The sequence below is a fragment of the Corallococcus sp. BB11-1 genome (genome assembly GCF_026626625.1).
Lineage (GTDB): Bacteria > Myxococcota > Myxococcia > Myxococcales > Myxococcaceae > Corallococcus > Corallococcus soli.
Genome location: NZ_JAPNJY010000028.1, coordinates 155,672 through 173,890 on the forward strand (window position 1 = coordinate 155,672; position 18,219 = coordinate 173,890).

Here is an 18,219-nt window from a genome sequence, read left to right on the forward strand (position 1 = left end):
GCGCCGGAGCGCGGCGCCCCTGACGCGGTGCTACTCCTGTTCGTCCTGCTTCGTCATGCCCCAGTCCTTCAGGCGCTTGAAGAGGGTGGAGCGCGCGAGGCCCAGCTCCCGGGCCACGCGCTCGCGGTTGTTGTTGAAGCGGCGCAGCGCGGTTTCGATGATCTGCCGCTCCAGCTTCTCCAGCATCTGCTCCAGCGTCATGCCCGGCGGCAGCTCCGGCACGGTGACGCCCGTCTCGCGGTTGACCTCCTGGTCGAAGGACAGGTCGCCCGCGTCGATGGACGGCCCCTTGCGCAGCAGCAGCGCGCGGTGCACCACGTTGCGCAGCTCGCGGACGTTGCCCGGCCAGGCGTGCTGCTGCAGCCGCTCCAGCGCCGGCTGCGTGAAGCGCACCGTCTGGCCGCGCGGGGCGAACGCGCGCACGAAGTGCTCCGCCAGCCCGAGGACGTCCCCCCGGCGGTTGCGCAGGGGCGGCAGGTGCAGCGGCACGACGCAGAGGCGGTAGTAGAGGTCCTCGCGGAAGCGGCCCTCGCGCGACGCCGCCAGCAGGTCGCGGTTGGTGGCCGCCACCACGCGCACGTCCACGTGCATGGGGCGGCTGGCGCCCACGCGCTTGATTTCACCGCTCTCCAGCGCGCGCAGCAGCTTCGCCTGGAGGTCCAGCGGCAGTTCGCCAATCTCGTCCAGGAACAGGGTGCCGCCGTCCGCCTCCTCGAAGGCGCCCTTGCGCGCGCCCACGGAGCCGGTGAAGGCGCCCTTCTCATGGCCGAACAGCTCGCTCTCGATCAGCTCCTTGGAGATGGCGGCGCAGTTGACCGGGATGAGCGGCCGGTTCGCGCGCGGCGAGCACGCGTGCAGCGCGTTCGCCACCAGCTCCTTGCCGGTGCCGGACTCGCCCAGGATGGTGACGGCCGCGGTGGACGGCGCCACGCGCTGGATGAGGTCCGTGAGCTGCCGCACGGACGGGTCGCCACCGAGGATGCCGTGGAAGGACGGCGCCTCCTTCTTCGCGGCCGGCACGACCTCCAGGATGAGCTCCGCCTCGCCCACGCGCAGGCTGGTGGGCAGCGTCACCTCCGCCTCGAACAGGCGCACCGGCCCCAGCCAGGTGCCGTTGGTGGAGCGCAGGTCCACGACGTGGAACACGCCGTCCTTGCGCGTCACCTTCAGGTGCTTGCCGGAGATGAACCGGTCCTGGAGCACCAGGTCGCAGCCCGTGTCCTTGCCCACCGTGAAGCTGTCGCCGGTGAGCCGGTGCACCGTCTCCGTGGTGCCCTGCTTCACGCGCACCTGCGCGGCCTGCCAGCGCTGCGCGTCCCGGCCCTGCACCTGGGTGGCGTTGCCCACGTCGGTGGCCGCGTCCGCGTCCTCGCTGGCGCCGTGCCGGCGGAACACCGCGCGCCACTGGCCCAGCTCCACGTCCGCGCCGTCGGGCAGGTCGCCCCGCTCCACCAGCTTGCCGGCGACCTTCGTGCCCTTGCCGGACAGGTCCTCCACCCGGCACTGCTGGCCGTCCCAGAGGAGGGCCACCTGCTGGCGGCTCACCTCTGGATCCGGAATGGCCACGTCGCTCGAGTCGCCCCGACCGAGCACCAGCCGCGCCCGGTCCACCGCCACCCGCAACACTTCCTCGCCTCGACGGAAGAACACCAACTCCGGCATTCCAACCTCTCCCAACGCCCCCGGCACCGGGGGCAGCCGCCAGCGCTTTACACGGCGCATGCGCGGGCATCAACCCGGGGCCCCGGGGACTCCGGGCCCCGGCGCGGGAGGAGGGGACGGCCGCCGCCGTCCCCGGGAGCCAGGACTAGCGCTTGGGCCCGAAGCGGGGGCTGCTCACCATGCCGGTGAGCCGGCCGCCGCGGTAGCCCGGGTTCTCCCGGTCCTGCGGCAGCATGTTCACCGCGATGGCCAGGGGGCCCAGCCGCTGCTGGAAGGCATCCTCGAACTTCAGCCGCACGTCGAGCCCCAGCTCGCTGTACTCCAGCCGCTTGCCCAGCTTCACCGTGCCGGAGCCCGTGCCCTCCAGGTCCTCGCTCTTGAGGTTCAAATCCCTCACGGTGCCCAGGCCCTTGTCGAACTGGAGGTCGCCCTTCAGCTCTCCCAGCAGCACGCGCGGCAGGTCCATGGGCATGGCGGGGCCTCCGCCCATGGGAATGGCCGCCTTGCCGCCCTTGATGGTGAGCCCCTGCGTGTCCAGCGCCACCGTGCCCGTCGCCTGGGACCAGTCCGCCGGCTGCCCGCGCACGAGCGCGCCCGGCGCCGTGAGCGCCACCTTCGCGTTGAGGACGCCCTCCATGTCCACGCCGGTGTAGCCGGGCAGGTTGCCCGCGCCCGCCTGCAGCCCATTCACGTTCACGTCCAGCGACGTGGCGCTCAGGCCGCCCACGGCGACGTGCACCGTGCCGCCCATGGCCTTCGCGTTCACCACCAGGCCGGGCGGGAAGAGGGAGGGGCGCAGCGCCACGCTGTCGAAGGTGAGCGCCTCGCCCAGCTCCTCGGGGCCCAGGCCGCCGGCCTCGCCCCGGGCGAGCGCCGCCACGGACTCCGCGCCCAGCGGCGTGGGCGGCTTGCTCACGCGCACGTTGGTGGCGGTGACGCCGGACAAGCCGGGCCGCAGGCCGCCAATGCGCACCGCGAGCCCCCGGGCCGCGGCCTCCGTGACGATGCGCGTGCGGACCGCGTCGTACGGGAAGGTGAGCAGCACGCAGAGGATGAACGCCACCAGCGAGAACGCGGCGTAGCCGGCGATGAGCTTCCAGCGGGCAGTCTTGGTTTCGGAGGCCATGGCTATTGCTTCATCCGGTAGGTGGCGACGGTGGTCCACGCCGTCAGGGTGTCCGTGGCCGGGCGGGGCTCCACGCGCAGGTACTTCACCTTCACGATGCCCGGGCCCGTCTCCACCGTGCGCAGGAAGTCCGTCAGCTTGCGCAGGTCCACGTCGGTGAACGTCAGCTCCACGGAGCTTTCGATGATCTTCCCGTCGCCCACGCCCACGTCACCCTTGGGCGACATGTTCGGCACGGTGAGGCCCGCGGCCGTGGCCTTGTCCTCGATGTACGTGATGAGCCGCACGTTGCTGCTGGTGAGCTGCTGCTCCACCGCCTGCCGCTCCTGCTGGGCGACGCCGTAGCTGGCCGCCAGCGCCTGCACCTCCTGGAGCTTCGCCAGCTTGTCCTGCGTGCGCCGGCGGTAGCCCGACGCGCTGGAGGCGAAGCTGAAGAGCAGGATGAAGAGGATGAACACCGTCACGCCCGCGCCCGCGATGCCCACGAGCTTGCGCTCGCGGTCGCTCAGCCGCTCGAACCACGTCTGCAGGGGCGCGAAGACTTCCTTGAGCTTTCCCATGTCCGCCATGTCAGGTCTCCCCCCCCTGCTTCTCGCCGGGGCACTGCACCTGCACGTCCAGGCGGAAGGTCACCTTCTGCCCGTCCCGCGTCTTCTTCACCTCGCCCTCCTTCACGTCCTTGAAGCACCGGTGGCCCTTCAAGGCGGTGGAGAGCGTGTCGATCTGCTTGGAGCTGTCCGTCTCTCCCTGGAGCATCACCCGGTCCAGGTCCACCTGGATGCGATCAAACCGCACCGGCACCTCCGGGGGCACCCGCTGGGTGATCTCCGCCAGCAGGTTCACGGCCGACATGGAGGGCAGCGCCGCGGCGGGGCTCTCCACGCCCTTGAGCATGTTGATGGCGCGGTCGTAGTTCTGTTCGCACGTGCCCAGGATGCGCTGGGTCGTCTTGCACAGCACCGCGTCCACCTCCGCCTCGCGCCGCGCCAGCACCGTGTTGCGCACCACCCCGAAGGCGACGAGCAGCAGCAGCAGCGTCACGGCGAACGACGCCAGGAGGCCCAGCCGGTCCTTCACGTAGTCGTAGCCGCCCTTGAAGGCGAACTCACCCCGGCGCAGGTTGAAGCGCGGCGCCCGGGCCCCGGCCGCGTTGCCGCGCATCGCGAGCGCGTACGCCTGCGCCGCGGAGGGGGCCTCCGAGGCGGGGATCTTCCCGGCCGCGTCCGCCGGCAGCGCCAGCACGCGCACCGGCACGTTCAAATCCTTGGACAGTTGCTCCGCCAGGCCCGGCATCCGCGCCGTGCCGCCCGCCAGCACCACCGCGGTGACCTGGCGCCGGGTGCGCGCGGTGAAGGCCTTGAAGGACGGGCGCAGTTCGCGCAGCACCGGCTGCAGGCCGCGCACGAAGGCGTTCGCGGCGCGCTCGGCGTCCGGGCCCTGCGCGGCGCTGGCCATGGCGCCGTGCGCTTCCTTCCACTGGTGCGCTTCCGGCAGCGCCGTCTGGAACTCCGCGGCGAGCGCCCGCGTCAGGTCGCGTCCGCCGCCGGAGAAGGTGCGCGCGAACTCCACGCCCTGGCCCGGCCGGCCAATGGCCACCGACGTGCGCTCATGGCCGATGTCCACCACCGCCACGCTGCCGCCCTCGCCCACGCTCTCGAAGAGGCCGGGCGCCTGGGCGAAGAGGTTCTGGTACGCGAGCGCCGGGTGGGTGATGACGCGCGGGTCCAGGTCGAGCCCCGTGAGCAGCGCCAGCAGCGACTGGAGCTCCTCCTTGCGCACCACGCCCACCAGCAGGTCCGCCGCCTTGTCCTTGCCGCCGGTGTCCTTCTGGCCGACCACCTGGTAGTCGTAGACGACCTCCGAGATGTCGAACGGCAGCTGGCTGCCGACCTCGAAGGGCAGCGTCGCCTCCACGCGCTTGGCGTCGGAGAAGGGCAGGCTCACCGTGTGCGTGGTGAGCGACGGGCCGGGCAGGGCGATGACGACCTGATCCACGTGCCCCTCCGGCATCTGCTGGAGCAGCGCCTCCACCGCGGCGCGCAGCGTCTCCGGGCGCTCGCCTTCCTGCGCGCGGCGCACCTCGGCGAAGGCCTGGGTGGTGTGGCTTTTCGTTCCGGAGTCCAGCACCACCCCCTTCACGGAGTGGCTGCCGAGGTCCAGGCCAAGAATGCGGGCCATGCTATTCCTCTCTGTAATACACGAGCTTGCCCAGCCCGTCGTCCAGGCGGATGACCGCGGTGAGCGTCTTCTGGACGCTGCCCGCTTCTCCCACGGACTTGATGGTGAATGTCTTGCTCTTGTCGCCCAGGTAGCGGTTCTGCGCGACGTTGCCCTTGATGAGCGGGTTGACCGCGATGCCCGCCTGCTCCACCACGCCCAGGAAGTCCTGCACCGACATGCCGAAGAAGCTGAACATGCGCGCGGCGCGGATGCGGCTGATGAGCTCGTTGAGGAACACCGGATCCGTCAGGCGCGGGTCCGGACGGTTCGGGTCCGCCGCGGACATGATGGCCAGCCCCAGCATGATGGGGTCGTCGGTGTTGATGTTCGGCTTGGAGTTGATGTCCGGGTACACCGTGAGCCGGTCGCGGAAGGCCGCCATGAAGCGGTCGTTGACGCCGTGGACGCGGTACAGCTCGTCCAGGCTGTCGAAGCGCCCGTTCTTGACCTCGTAGCGCGGCTCGTAGCGGCTGTAGGGGGAGCCCTCGTCCGCGAAGCCCACGGCGAAGGGGTTCGTGGGGTCCTGGCGGTTGAGCGCCGACTGCGAGGGGTCCTCGTCCGCCCAGTCCTTCAGCGCGATGAGGGTCTCCTCCGGCGTGGAGCGCACCTTGTTCGCGTCGTCCTGCTGCCAGAGGAATTCAAAACGCTTGTCGCCGAGCATGTCCAGCATGCGCGCCGCGGTGGCCTGCGCCTCCGCGCCGCCGGTGTTCAGGCGCATGACGTTGAGCTTCTCCTCCTCGTCGGTGATGGTCGCGAGGAAGCAGCCCTCGAAGCCGCCGAAGGACCGGCGCTGCATCTGCGACGCCATCTGCGCGGCCGCGCCGCCCGCACCGTCCCCGTCCTCCATCTGGAAGTTCGGGTCCACGTCCACCGGATCATTCTCCAGCCGGCTCCGGGTGCCGCCGCCGCTGTCGTCCTCCACCTGCGCGCCTTCGCTCTTCACCAGCCCCTTGAGCATGTGGCAGTCCACCCGCGCCAGCTTCCACAGCTGGATGTTGAGCGACTGCGGCTGGAACGCCTGTCCCGCGGCGCCGGGCGCCTGGCCCCCGCCCATCATCGCGCCCAGCTGGCCCAGCATGGCCATGGGGTTGGGGATGGGCGTCTGGTCCACCTGCTTCTGGAAGCGCATCAACAGCCGCCCCAGCGCCAGGCCCGAGCGGGCCATGTAGTAGGCGCGCACTTCATCGCGCTGGTTGGCCGCCAGCTGCAGGTCCACCCGGCTGTTGTACGCGAACTCCGTGGCCACCACCGTGAGCAGCGCGATGGAGACGATGGCGATGATGAGCGCCACGCCGCGCGAGCGCTTGTCGCGGCGCACGGCCTTCGTGGTCAGCGCGCCCGGGGCCTGGACGGCGGCCGGGGCCTGCTTGCGACGGCGGGACACCTGCCGGAAGAAGGAGGGGGCCATCAGTTGAACCTCGGCAGTTCCGTGTTGAGCACGATGCGCGTCTGCGTGGTGTAGCGCGCCTCCTTGCCCGACTCGTCCAGGGCGACGACGGTGATGCGCACGCGCGTGGGGAGGATGGACTTCTTCTCCGTGCGCCGCGTGTCCCACTCGTCATCCCACTCCTTCTTCTCCGAATCCCAGTAGGCGAACTCCACGCTCTTGACGCCCTCGAAGAGCACGTCCGTGGTGCCGCCCCGGTCCATTCGCTCGCCCACGTTGGGGTTCACCCGGCGCTTCAGGTCCAGGCGCTGGCGCGTGGCGCGCTCCGTGGAGTTCTCCACGAAGTACTCCACCACCGCCTGGTCGGACTCCTTCACGTCCGTGTACAGGCGCTGGTGCGAGAACGTGGTGAAGAGCAGCTTGTCGCGTTCGCCCACGAAGTTGGTGGGCCGGTCGTTCTGGTCGCGGAAGCGGCGCAGGTCGTAGCGGTCGCTCACGTAGGCGGAGCCGATCTCCCGCGCCATGCGGTTGAGCGACACGCGCACCATGCGGTAGCGCTCCGCCTCGCCCTCCACCACCTCCTTGGCGTTGATGCCCGTCTGGAAGGCCATGGCCACGACGGTGCCCATGAGCGCGGTGATGGACACCGCGACCATGATCTCCATCAGCGTGAAGCCGCGTGCGTGCCGTCTCATCGGATGGGCCCCCGTCCCGGCAGCGGCAGGTTGGGGAAGCCCCCGCGTCCGCCGCCGAAGATGCCGCCGCCCGGCGCGCGCGGGTTGATGCCGCCCGTGCCCGGCTGCTGACCGCCGCCCCGGTTGAGTTCATCCAGCACCTGCTGGCGGTTGCGCAGCGGCTGGCGCGTGTTCGGATCCAACATGCCGCCGTTGGGGCCGGGGATGGGGTTGTCCACCACGCGGCCGGTGGCGTCCACCCACTGGTCCCGGGCGCCCGCCGTGCCGCCGCCCGCCGCGTTGGGCGTGAAGCCGCCGTTGCGGTCGCCGCCGGGCCCCAGCGACACCACGTGCGTCACCACGTCCACGCTCTCCACCTGGGTGCCTTCCTTCCAGTACACGGTGAGGTGCACCTCGCGCACGGCCTTGGTGAGCTGATCCACCATCTGCGTGAACATGGGCTGCGCCATGCCCATCGCGGCCCCGCCCAGCGGGCTGGCCGTGGTGGTGCCTGAGCCGCCGCCCTTGTCACCCCCGCCCGCGCCGCCGAACAGGCCCGCGAGCCCGCCCAGCGGGTCGCCGCTGTCGCCGCCGCCGCCCATGGGCAGGTTGAAGATGGCGCCGATGAGCTGGTCCGGCGTCACGCCGTCCGTCTTGGGCGCGATGATGCGCGCGCGCCACTTGAACTGGGGCCAGCCCTCGTCGGAGAAGTCGCCGGACTGCTCGTCGTCGTCGACGTCGAAGCCGTCGTCGTAGAGCGTCTGCTCCAGGTCCGTCATCTTCGAGCGGGCCAGCAGCGACGCGACGGTGAGCCGCTTGGTGTAGACGTGGTTGGAGACCGCGCCCGCGTTGAGGTCGAAGATGGCCATCAGCGCCACGCTGAGGATGGCCATGGCGACCATCGTCTCCAGCAGCGTGAAGCCGCCGCGTCCCGGAGTCGGAAGTCTCATGTGCGGGGCACCTCCAGCGCCTCGGATGCGATGTTCACCTTGCCCGTGAGGGGTGACACGTCCAGCGTCCACGCGTTGTCGCCCTGGCGCAGGAACACCATGGCCTTCTCCGTGTACCCCTGCGGGAAGAAGTAGAGGTAGGCGACGCCGCTCTCCACCGGCTCGCGCTGATGGCGCGTCCACACCGACACCGCCACGCCCGACGGCAGCTCGCGCGGAGAGATTTCCTCCGCGGTGTGCGCGGAGAAGGTGGACTGGGATTCGATGCGCGTCTTCTCCTGCTCCATCAGCTCCTGCGCGGACGGTGACGCATTGTCCGAGCGCATGTAGTTCTTGCGGTCATCCTGTCCACCGCCGCTGCGCGCCGCCTGCTCGCGGTCGCGCTCGTCCTCGCGCAGCGCGTTGTCCCGGTCGCGCGCGGTGGTGATGCCGCCCGCGGCGCATTCGGCGTGGTACTTCGTGGGCTCCTCGCGCTTCGGGTCCGGGATGACGAACACCAGCCGGCACGTCTTGCCGCTGAGCGCCGCCGAGTCGTAGAGCGAGCGGATGACGCCCGCGAGCTCCGTCGCGCTGCCCTTCGCCTTGGCCCCGGTGAGCGCGCCGATGCCCACCGTCACCGCCGCGAACAGCACGGCCGCGATGGCGATGGCGATGGTGATCTCAATCAGCGTCAGACCGCGGGGCGCACCCCGGCGGCGGGCAGGACGAGGGGACATGGCGGACGTCAAGGCTGCACCCCCTGTGCCACGATGCCGCCGCTGAAGAGGTCCGCGGCGTCGCCGGTGCCGCCGGGCTGGCCGTCGGAGCCCAGCGACAGCACGGCGCCCGTCTTGCCCGACATCCGGTAGACGTACGGGTTGCCCCACGGGTCGATGGGCGGCCCCTCCAGCACCTTGGAGTCGATGAGCGGGGTGAAGCCCTGCTCCTGGGTGGGGAAAAAGCCCATCAGCCGGTGGTGGGCCTTGAAGAAGCCCTCCAGGCGGCGGATCTGCTCGCGCGCCTGGCGCTGCGTGGGCGTGAGGGTGTTGTCCTCGGTGGCCCACACCAGCGCGAACGCGAGCAGGGTGGCACCGGTGAACACGCCCAGCAGCAGCAGGCGGCCCAGGCGGGGGGAGGGGGCGCGGGCCTTCTGGCCGGGCGCGCCGGAAACGGGACGCGCCTCACGCGCGGACGTCGGTGAGGAAGTGTGCTCGGGAGTCATCTCGGGCATTCCTACGACAACACGCGGGAGGCGCGGCTTTGCTTCGCGAAGAATCGACGGGCTACGGCTTGGCCGCCGAGTCCTTGGAGGAGATGTCGGCGTCGGAGCCCTCGCCGCCCGGGTTGCCGTCGGCGCCGTAGCTGGTGATGACCGGCTTGCCGCCCTCGTTCATGTACACGTACTCCTTGCCCCAGGGGTCCGTGGGCATGCGCTCCAGGTTCTGGGTGTCCACCAGCGCCTTGAGGCCCGTGGCCGTGTCCGGGTAGGAGCCCTTCTTCGTGTAGTAGAGCTTCATCGCGCTCTGGATGTTGCGGATGTCCAGGCGCGCGGTGTCCTGCTTGGCCTCTTCCAGCTTCGGAATGACGGCCACGCCCACCGCCGCCGCGATGAGCCCGAGGATGGTGATGACCACCATGATCTCGATGAGGGTCATGCCGCGGTTCTTGCGGCGCTGCTGCTTCTTCGCGTTCGTCGTCGTCATGTCTTCACTCACCTTCGGGTGACTTTCTGGCAGGCCACCCGGCCTGGGGTGTGTCGGGATGTCAGGGGCGCTTCAGGGAGGGCCGTGGTGTCCGGAGGCCGCGGGAGGGTCCCGGTGGGCATACAGCGAGGCCCCCACCGTCGCCAGCGTGGCGGCCAGGGCCAGCATCCCCACCAGCGTCGCGCGTTGGATCCACCGGTCGAGCGTGTCGTTCATCATGGGCTCGGGCTCTCCGCCTCCTAATGGATGGCCGTGTTCACCTGCAGAATCGGCATCAGGATGGAGAGCGCCACGAATGCAATCATCACGCCCATCACCACGATGAGCATGGGCTCCAGGAGGCTGGTGAGCGCGCCGATGCGCACGTTCACCTGCGTCTCGTAGGAGTCCGCCACGGAGAGGAGCATGTCCTCCAGCTGGCCGGATTTCTCACCGATGGCGACCATGTGGTACACGAGCGGCGGGAACTGGCCGGACCGCTTGAGGGGCGTGGCGATGCTTTCGCCCTCGCGGATGGACTCGCGGGCGTTCTCCACCGCGTCCGCCAGCACCGAGTTCGTCATCACCGCCTTGACGATGTCCAGCGCGGCCAGCATGGGCACGCCGCTCTTGAGCAGCGTGGACAGCGTGCGCGCGAAGCGGGAGATGGCCAGCAGGCGCACCAGGCTGCCGACGATGGGCGCCTTGAGCGTGAAGCGGTCCCACTTGGGCTTGCCCTTGGGGCTCTTCGTCCAGCGCATGAAGAAGATGAAGCCCGCCACGATGGACGGAACCACCAGGAACCACCACGCCTGCATGAAGTTGGACGCGCCAATCAGGATGCGCGTGTTCAGGGGCAGGGTGGCCTTCATCGTCTCGAAGATCTTCGTCACCTTCGGCACGACGAACACCATCAGCAGCACCAGGATGCCGCCGCCCACCAGCAGCATGATGGCGGGGTAGAGCATGGTGCCGATGATCTTCTGCTGGAGCTTCGCCTGGTTCTCCGTGAAGTCCGCCAGCCGCAGCAGCACCGTGTCCAGCGCGCCGGAGGCCTCACCCGCGCGCACCATGTTGATGTAGATGCTGGGGAAGATCTTGGGGTGCTGGCTGAAGGCGTCCGCCAGGGACGAGCCTTCGTTCACGCGCTGCTTGATGTCGGACAGGGCGCGCTTCAAGCGCTCCTTCTCCGCCTGGTCCACCAGCGCGTTGAGCGAATCCACGATGGTGACGCCCGCGCCCAGCAGCGTCGCGAGCTGCCGGGTGAGGATGGCGACGTCCTCCGTGCTGACGCGGCCGCCGGCCAGCTTGCGCAGGTCCACGTCGCGCGCCACGAGCGACGCGTTGGCGCCCTTGGACACGCCCGCGCGGCTGCCCTCCGCCTGCCCGAGCACGTCGGTCAGGAAGATGCCGTCCGCGCGCAGCTTGGAGCGCAGCGTCTTGGGCGAGTCCGCCTCCAGCAAGCCCTTCTTCTGCTTGCCGTGGGAGTCGAGGCCTCTGTATTCGAAGACGGGCATGGCGGACTAGATGTCCTCCTGCGTGATGCTCAGCACTTCGGCGATGGTCGTCTCGCCCAGGGCGATCTTCCGCACGCCGTCGTCCAGGAGCGTGATCATCCCCTTGGCGAGCGCGGACTTCTTGATGGTGGACGCGTCCACGTTCTTGAGCACCAACTGGCGCACGTCGTCGTCCACGAAGAGGAACTCGTAGATGCCGGAGCGACCGCGGTAGCCGTTGCGGTTGCACGACGGGCAGCCCACCGCCTTGTAGATGCGGTCGGTGTTGAAGCGCTCCTTGAAGCTCTTGAACGTGAAGCCCAGCTCCTTCAGGTCCGCGTCCGTGGGCGTGTAGGGCGCGCGGCAGTCCGGGCACACCCGGCGCACGAGGCGCTGGGCGAGGATGCCGGTGAGCGACGAGGCCACGAGGAAGGGCTGCACGCCCATGTCCACCAGACGGGTGACGGCGCCGGCCGCGTCGTTGGTGTGGACGGTGGAGAGCACCAGGTGGCCCGTGAGCGAGGCCTGGATGGCGATCTCCGCCGTCTCCTTGTCGCGGATCTCACCGACCATGATGACGTCCGGGTCCTGGCGCAGGAAGGAGCGCAGGCCTTGCGCGAACGTCAGGCCGATCTTCGGGGCGATGGCCATCTGGCCAATGCCCTTGAGCTGGTATTCGACCGGGTCCTCGACGGTGAGGATGTTCAGGTCGGAGGTGTTGATCTTGGAGAGCGCGCCGTAGAGCGTCGTCGTCTTGCCGGAGCCCGTGGGCCCCGTCACCAGCACGATGCCGTGCGAGCGCTTGATGACGGACTGCATGGACTCCAGCACCTGCTGGCTCATGCCAATTTCGGCCAGGTCCAGCAGCGTCGCCGTCTTGTCCAAGAGACGCATGACGATGCGCTCGCCGAAGGACGTGGGCGTGGTGGACAGACGGATGTCGATGTCGCGGCCGGCCAGCTTGATGCGGATGCGGCCGTCCTGCGGCAGGCGCTTCTCCGCGATGTTGAGCTGCCCCATCACCTTCACGCGCGCGATGATGGAGTTCTGGTAGCGCTTGGGAGGCTTGATGACCTCCTGGAGCACGCCGTCGATGCGGAAGCGCACCAGGAGCTCGCGCTCCATGGGCTCGATGTGGATGTCGCTCGCGCGCTCCTTGGCGGCGCGGAAGAGCACGGAGTTGACCAGCCGGATGACCGGGGCCTCGTCGTCCGCGTCCAGCAGGTCCTTGGGCTCCTCCAGCTCGTGCGCCAGCGAGTCCAGGTCCTCCGTGGTCTCCATCTCGTCCACGAGGTCCGCGGTCTCGTTGACCGAGCGGTCGTACACGCTGTTGATGGCGTCCACGATGGTGGAGGCCATCGCGATGCGGGGCTGGATGCTCTGGCCCAGCAGCAGCCGCGCGTGGTCCAGGGCCGCGGTGTCCAGTGGATCCGCCACCGCGAGGATGACCTCGTCACCCTCCATGGACAGCGGCAGCAGCTTCGTCTGGCGGGCGAAGTTGATGGGGATGCGCTTGACCAGGTCCGCGTCCACCTCCTCCGTGAAGATGCGCTGGAGGTAGGGCAGGTCCAGCTGGTGGCCGAGCGCGCGCGCCACGTCCTCGTCGGTGACCGCCTTCATGCCCACCAGGATTTCGCCCAGCCGGAGGCCCTTCTCCGGCTGCGCGGTGAGCGCCTCCTGGATCTTCTCCGGGGTGAGGGCGGGGACGAGCGCGCGGAGGATCTCTCCGAGCGGCCGTCCGCACAGGTACGCCTGCCCGTGGGCGACGACCTGGGTGGAGTCGTTGCGGCCGCCCACACCGTCGGTGGACGCGTCGGCGGCTTGAAGGGTCGTGGGGTCGGCGGTCAGGTTCATGGACTTACTCCCCATCTTCCGGCTGGATGCGCAGCCGGTCGGTGTCGGCGTCCGGAGCGGGCGCGATCACCTCGGGCTGCGGAGCCGGTGTCGTGGGTACGGGTCTTTCTGAACCGTCCGGCGCCGCCTCTAAATTTCGCGGCGCCTGCTCACCCTCGGGGGCGGGGCCCGTGCCTTCCGGCGAGGCGGGCGCCTGCCCACCCGGCCGCGAGGGGGACGGGGAGGGGGCGGCCGGGCTGCCGGCGGGGCGGATGACGCGCTCGTTGGAGGTGCCGGGGCCGCCGTTCTCCACGCGCTGCTCCTCCTTGATGACGGACTGGTTCATGCGCGACAGCGGGCCGGGCTTGCGGCTGAAGTCCACGGCCACGTCGTAGCCGGGCACCTGGCCGTAGAACTGCTCCACGAACTGCTGACGCTCCTTCATCTTGCGCTCGAAGATGCGCCGGAAGTCCTCCTGGCCGCGGATGATGTAGGGCGTGAGGAACAGCAGCAGGTTCGTCTTCGTCTTGCGGCGCGTGGTGTCGCGGAACAGGTGGCCCAAGAGCGGGATGTCACCCAGCACCGGGACCTTGGAGACGGACTCCAGGGTGCGGTCCTGCATGATGCCGCCGATGACGACCGTCTCCATGTCCTTGGCGATGACCGTCGTCTTCGCGCTGCGCTTCGACGTGGTAGGGCCGAGCACCGGGTCCGACGAGGCGATCTCCTCCGTCTGCTCCGTGATGACGAGGCGGATGTAGTCGCTCTCGTTGATCTGCGGCTTCACGGTGAGCTTCAGCTCCACGTTCTGGCGGGTGATGGGCGCGTACAGCGACCCCAGGCCGCCCAGCGAGCCCAGCAGCGACGGGGCGAGGCCGCCCGTGCCACCGGCGCCGCCCGTGACGGAGCTGCCCAGGCTGGTGGGGTTGAAGCCGGACTGGAAGGGCACGTTCTGGCCCACCGTGATTTCCGCCTCCTCGTTGTCGCTGGTGAGCAGGTGCGGCGTGGACAGCACGTTCACGTCGGAGGACTGCTGCATGGCGTTGAGCACCACGCCGAACGCCGGGATGTCGATGCCCAGGTTCTTGAGCTCCGGCAGGACGGGGCCCTGGATGCCGGCGAGGAAGCCGCCCATGCTGGCCAGGTTCGCCAGGGAGAAGGACGGGGGCACGCCGCCGCCGCCGTAGTTGGTGCCGAAGATGCCGGGGATGGCGCCGTCGTCCGTCTTGAGGCTGAAGCCCTGGTGGAAGTTGATGCCGAACTCGCTGTTGCGGTCCAGGTTCACCTCCATGATGACGGCCTCCACGAACACCTGGCGGCGCGGCTGATCCAGCTGCTGGATGATCTTGACGATGTTCTTGTAGTCGGACGGGCTGGCGACGATGACGAGCGAGTTCGTGCCCTTGTCGGCGGAGATCTTCACCTCGCCGCTGAACAGCTCCGCGGCCTGGGTGGTGTTCCCGCGCGGGATGCCCTGGGGCTGCTGCACCACGGGGCCGCGCTGCGGGCGGTTGGCGGTGCCCTGCGCCAGCGACTGGAGCGTGCTGGCCAGCTCCTCCGAGTTGGCGTTCTCCAGCGGGTAGACCTGGATCTTGTTGCCCGTCTCCGACGGGATGTCGATCTCGTTGACCAGGTCCTGGATGCGGCCGAAGGCCGCGGGGCTGGCGACGACGATGAGCTTGTTGGTGCGCTCGTCCGGGATGATCTGCGACAGCGTCACCGCGCCGCCCGTGTCGGTGCCGCTGCCCGGGGCGACGCCGCCCTCGGGGCCGGGGGGCTGGCCGGGGGTGCCCTGCGGGAAGCTGCCGGGGCGCTGGCCGGGGCGCGCGCCCGCCTTCGCCTCGAAGAGCTTCTGGACGGTGTTGGCCACGTCCTGGGCGGTGGCGTACTGCACCTGGATGATGCGCATCTCATCGCTGGAGGAGCGGCTGTCCAGCTGGTTGATGAGGCGCTCCAGGCGGTGGATGTTGGAGCCCACGTCGTTGATGATGATGGTGTCCGGCGGGTACGGGATGGTGTCGCCGTCCTTGGACACGAGCTGCTGGAGCACGCCGCGCAGGGGCTCCACCTCCACGTACTTGATCTTGAACAGCTTGGTGATCATCTGCTCGTTCGTGGTGTACGGCGTCGACTCGTCCACGATCGTCGGGATGGGGTTCTGCTTCGCGGAGCGCTTGTCCACGATCTTCAGGAAGCGGCCGTACGGGTAGACGGCGAGCCCGTTGGCGTCGAGCGCGGCCAGGAACGCGGAGTAGAACGAGTCCGCGTCCACCTCCACGCGGCCGTTCTCCGGACCGATGATGGAGATCTTCCCGCGCACGTTCTCCGGGAGGATGAACGTGCGGCAGGTGGCGTCCGACACGGTCTGGACGAGCTTCTCGATGTCCACCTTGTCGAAGTAGATGCCGTAGCGCGCGCGGCGCCGGGCCTCCTCGCACGAGGGCGTCTGGCGCGGGCCCTGGTTCGCCTCCGGGGAGGCGGTGGCCGTGCCGCGGGCCGGCGGGGTGGTGGGCTGCGGGGTGATGGTCCGGTCGCGCTCATCCGAGGCGGGAGGCGTACCGGGCTGCGAAGGACGGCGCTGGGCCCACGCGGGGACGGAGAGCGCGAGGCACAGACAGAGCATCCAGGACGGGAGCGTCTTCATGGAGGAGCGGGCGCTGACGGGGTGTTTAACGGACGTTGTAGGATTTGCGGATCGGCGCTCCGTTGCGCTCGATCTCGATCTCGATGCGGGAGGAGTCCTTCAGCTTCGAGTAGACCTCCAGCGCCTTCTCGGGGCTGTTCAGGTCGAAGCCGTTGATGCGACGGATGACGTCACCGTTCTGGACGCCGATCTTCGAATAGATGGAATCCGGGCGGATGGAGAACAGCTTGAAGCCCACCGCCTGACCATCCTTGAAGGCGGGCACGATGCGCGCCTGCATGGCCACGTCGTTGAGGTTGCTCAACGTCTTGTCGATCTCCGCCTTGGGGACTTCGTACTCGTTCTCCCCGGTGGACTTGATGCCGTTGCCGATGCCCGTGGTGTTGGCCGGCGCGGCGACGGGGGGCGGGGTGTAGGCGGCGACGGCGCCATCCCCGGGCTGCCCGTCGATGAACTCCTTGCGGCCGCCGTTGTTGATGATGACGCGCTCGCGTTCGATCTCCATGATGGTCGCGCCCATCAGGTCGTTGCCAATCATGTACGTCTGCGAGCGCTGCGTCGTCATGTCCTGGATGGACGCGAACGACCAGTCCGGATTGCTGGCGACGAGCGTGCCCAGCAGCTTCACGCGCAGGCTGCTCTTGGCCGGCGGCGCGTTGGCGTCGAACTCCGGCCGGGTCTCGTCCGGCGCCTTCACCGCGACCTCCGGCTCCGGCAGCTTCACGCCGGTGAGCCTGGACAGCCGCTCCGCGTCGATGGACGCGAGCGCCGTGTCCGCGGTGTGGGTGCGCTGCGCGACGCGGGCGGGCGCCTCCGACGCGGGGGAGGGGGAGATGGAGGATTCGACGAACAGGTTCACCGTGCGCGCCGCCAGCAGGGCGACGAGCAGGATGAACAGCAGGTTCACGCTCCAGAAGTATTTACGAAAGAAGAGTTCCATCACGCTTCCGGGAGAAAGCCAGCCCCACATGGGACCGTGAGCAAGGCAGGTGCCATCGCTGGGCGGGTGGGAAACCCAGGACTTACGGCCAAGTACGCGAAATTATTTCGGAATAGGACGCGGGCCCGGCTGGGGGCGCAGGGCTGACAACGCGTCCGGACAATTTGTCAAAAGCGGGCGGGGGCCGGTGTGACGGCCTGTCAGTCCGCCGCTCACTCCACCGACCCGGGAGGGGAGAGAGGGGCGGGGGGCGCGTCCGGCCCCAGCTGCTCGCGCTCCAGCTTGCGGTAGATGGTGCGCGCGGCGATGCCCAGCAGGCGGGCGGCGAGCGTCTTGTCGCCCTTGGTGTGGCGCAGGGTTTCATGGATGACGCGCCGCTCAATCTCCTCCATGGGGGTGCCGATGGGGATGACGAGCTGGCCGGCCGAGCCCAGCGGGCCCTTGCGCACGGACTCCGGCAGGTCGCTGGCCTCCAGCACGTCCGTCCTCGCGAGCACCACGGCGCGCTCCACGGCGTGCTCCAGCTCGCGCACGTTGCCGGGCCACGCGTAGTTCTCCAGCACGCCCAGCGCGTCCGGGGAGAAGCCGCGCAGCACCTTGCCGTTCTTCGCGGCGAAGCGGCGCAGGAACGCCTCCGCCAGCAGCGGGATGTCCTCGCGGCGCGACGCCAGCGCGGGCACGCGGATCTCCACGACGTGCAGGCGGTAGTAGAGGTCCTCGCGGAAGCGGCCCTCCGCCACCTCCTTCTGCAGGTCCTTGTTGGTGGCGGCGACGAGCCGCACGTCCACCTTCACCGTCTGCGTACCGCCCAGCCGCTCCAGCTCTCCCTCCTGCAACACGCGCAGCAGCTTCACCTGCGCGGCCAGGGGCATCTCCCCGACTTCATCCAGGAAGAGGGTGCCGCCGTGGGCGCGCTCGAAGCGGCCCTCGCGCCGGGCCACCGCGCCGGTGTACGCGCCGCGCTCCACGCCGAAGAGCTCCGCCTCCAGGATGCTCTCCGGGATGGCGCCGCAGTTGACGGCGATGAAGGCCTGGCGCGCGCGGGCGGAGTGCTCATGCAGCGCGCGGGCGGCCAGCTCCTTGCCGGTGCCGGACTCGCCCAGCAGCAGCACGGTGGCGGTGGAGGGGGCCGCCTGGCGGATGGTGTCCAGCATGGCGCGGAAGGCGGGGGACTGGCCCACCATGGCGCGGCCGCCGGACGGGTTGATCTCCGCGAGCTTGGCCTTGAGGGAGGTGTTCTCCTGGACCAGGGCCTGCTTCTCCAGCGCCTTCTGCACGGCCTTCACCAGGGCGTGGCGCTTGAGCGGCTTGGTGATGAAGTCGTAGGCGCCGTCCTTCATGGCGGCCACGGCCGTCTCCACCGTGCCGTAGGCGGTCATCAGCACCACCTCCACGTCCGGGCGGATGGTGCGGCTGGCCTTGAGCAGCTCCTGGCCGTCCATGCCGGGCATCATCAGGTCGGTGACCATGACGCTGACCTCGGGGCGCCGGAGCAGCTCCAGGGCCTCCGTGCCCTGCGCGGCGGCGAGCGTGGCGAAGCCCTCCCGCTGGAAGATGCGGGCGACCGAGTCGAGATTGGCGCGGTCGTCGTCGACGACCAGGACGGTGGGAGCAGTCATGGGGTGC

16 protein-coding genes are annotated in these 18,219 nt (G+C 69.6%); all 16 read right to left on the reverse strand.

The window, feature by feature from the left end; translation table 11 throughout:
* Positions 1 to 30: 30 nt before the first annotated feature.
* Positions 31 to 1,662, reverse strand: coding sequence for a sigma 54-interacting transcriptional regulator (locus OV207_RS22180; protein WP_267557630.1), 1,632 nt, complete (start codon positions 1,660 to 1,662; stop codon positions 31 to 33).
* Between the two features lie 145 nt (positions 1,663 to 1,807).
* The gene (gene gspN / locus OV207_RS22185) at positions 1,808 to 2,788 is read right to left on the reverse strand and encodes a type II secretion system protein GspN (RefSeq protein WP_267557105.1); all 981 of its coding nucleotides are present in this window, start codon (positions 2,786 to 2,788) and stop codon (positions 1,808 to 1,810) included.
* 2 nt (positions 2,789 to 2,790) lie between these two features.
* Positions 2,791 to 3,348: a type II secretion system protein GspM gene (gene gspM, locus OV207_RS22190; protein WP_267557631.1), complete on the reverse strand. Its 558-nt coding sequence runs from the start codon at positions 3,346 to 3,348 to the stop codon at positions 2,791 to 2,793.
* A 10-nt stretch (positions 3,349 to 3,358) separates the two neighbouring features.
* Entirely contained in the window at positions 3,359 to 4,966 is a 1,608-nt protein-coding gene (gene pilM, locus OV207_RS22195; RefSeq protein WP_267557107.1) for a pilus assembly protein PilM, read from the reverse strand.
* A 1-nt stretch (position 4,967) separates the two neighbouring features.
* Positions 4,968 to 6,416, reverse strand: a complete 1,449-nt coding sequence (locus OV207_RS22200) for a general secretion pathway protein GspK (protein WP_193428280.1) — start codon at positions 6,414 to 6,416, stop codon at positions 4,968 to 4,970.
* Positions 6,416 to 7,090, reverse strand: coding sequence for a type II secretion system protein GspJ (locus OV207_RS22205; protein ID WP_193428279.1), 675 nt, complete (start codon positions 7,088 to 7,090; stop codon positions 6,416 to 6,418). The genes OV207_RS22200 and OV207_RS22205 overlap by 1 nt, the downstream gene beginning before the upstream one ends.
* Complete coding sequence (locus tag OV207_RS22210; protein ID WP_193428278.1) at positions 7,087 to 8,019, reverse strand: type IV pilus modification PilV family protein; 933 nt, start codon at positions 8,017 to 8,019, stop codon at positions 7,087 to 7,089. Before OV207_RS22210 ends, OV207_RS22205 begins: the two co-directional genes overlap by 4 nt.
* Positions 8,016 to 8,735 carry a prepilin-type N-terminal cleavage/methylation domain-containing protein gene (locus tag OV207_RS22215; RefSeq protein ID WP_193428277.1) on the reverse strand — a complete coding sequence of 240 codons (720 nt, stop codon included), beginning with the start codon at positions 8,733 to 8,735 and terminating at the stop codon, positions 8,016 to 8,018. Before OV207_RS22215 ends, OV207_RS22210 begins: the two co-directional genes overlap by 4 nt.
* Positions 8,736 to 8,743: 8 nt before the next feature.
* Positions 8,744 to 9,220 (reverse strand): type II secretion system protein GspG, encoded by a 477-nt coding sequence (locus tag OV207_RS22220; RefSeq protein WP_193428276.1) that lies wholly within the window; start codon positions 9,218 to 9,220, stop codon positions 8,744 to 8,746.
* 61 nt (positions 9,221 to 9,281) lie between these two features.
* Complete coding sequence (gene gspG / locus OV207_RS22225; protein WP_193428275.1) at positions 9,282 to 9,701, reverse strand: type II secretion system major pseudopilin GspG; 420 nt, start codon at positions 9,699 to 9,701, stop codon at positions 9,282 to 9,284.
* 72 nt (positions 9,702 to 9,773) lie between these two features.
* Positions 9,774 to 9,920 (reverse strand): hypothetical protein, encoded by a 147-nt coding sequence (locus tag OV207_RS22230; protein WP_193428274.1) that lies wholly within the window; start codon positions 9,918 to 9,920, stop codon positions 9,774 to 9,776.
* A gap of 20 nt (positions 9,921 to 9,940) precedes the next feature.
* Positions 9,941 to 11,197, reverse strand: a complete 1,257-nt coding sequence (gene gspF, locus OV207_RS22235; RefSeq protein ID WP_267557108.1) for a type II secretion system inner membrane protein GspF — start codon at positions 11,195 to 11,197, stop codon at positions 9,941 to 9,943.
* 6 nt (positions 11,198 to 11,203) lie between these two features.
* Positions 11,204 to 13,030, reverse strand: a complete 1,827-nt coding sequence (gene gspE, locus OV207_RS22240) for a type II secretion system ATPase GspE (RefSeq protein WP_193428272.1) — start codon at positions 13,028 to 13,030, stop codon at positions 11,204 to 11,206.
* A gap of 4 nt (positions 13,031 to 13,034) precedes the next feature.
* Entirely contained in the window at positions 13,035 to 15,653 is a 2,619-nt protein-coding gene (gspD, locus tag OV207_RS22245) for a type II secretion system secretin GspD (protein WP_267557109.1), read from the reverse strand.
* 25 nt (positions 15,654 to 15,678) lie between these two features.
* Positions 15,679 to 16,593 carry a type II secretion system protein GspC gene (gspC, locus tag OV207_RS22250; RefSeq protein WP_193428270.1) on the reverse strand — a complete coding sequence of 305 codons (915 nt, stop codon included), beginning with the start codon at positions 16,591 to 16,593 and terminating at the stop codon, positions 15,679 to 15,681.
* Positions 16,594 to 16,805: 212 nt separating this feature from the next.
* Positions 16,806 to 18,212 carry a sigma-54-dependent transcriptional regulator gene (locus OV207_RS22255; RefSeq protein WP_267557111.1) on the reverse strand — a complete coding sequence of 469 codons (1,407 nt, stop codon included), beginning with the start codon at positions 18,210 to 18,212 and terminating at the stop codon, positions 16,806 to 16,808.
* Positions 18,213 to 18,219: the final 7 nt, after the last annotated feature.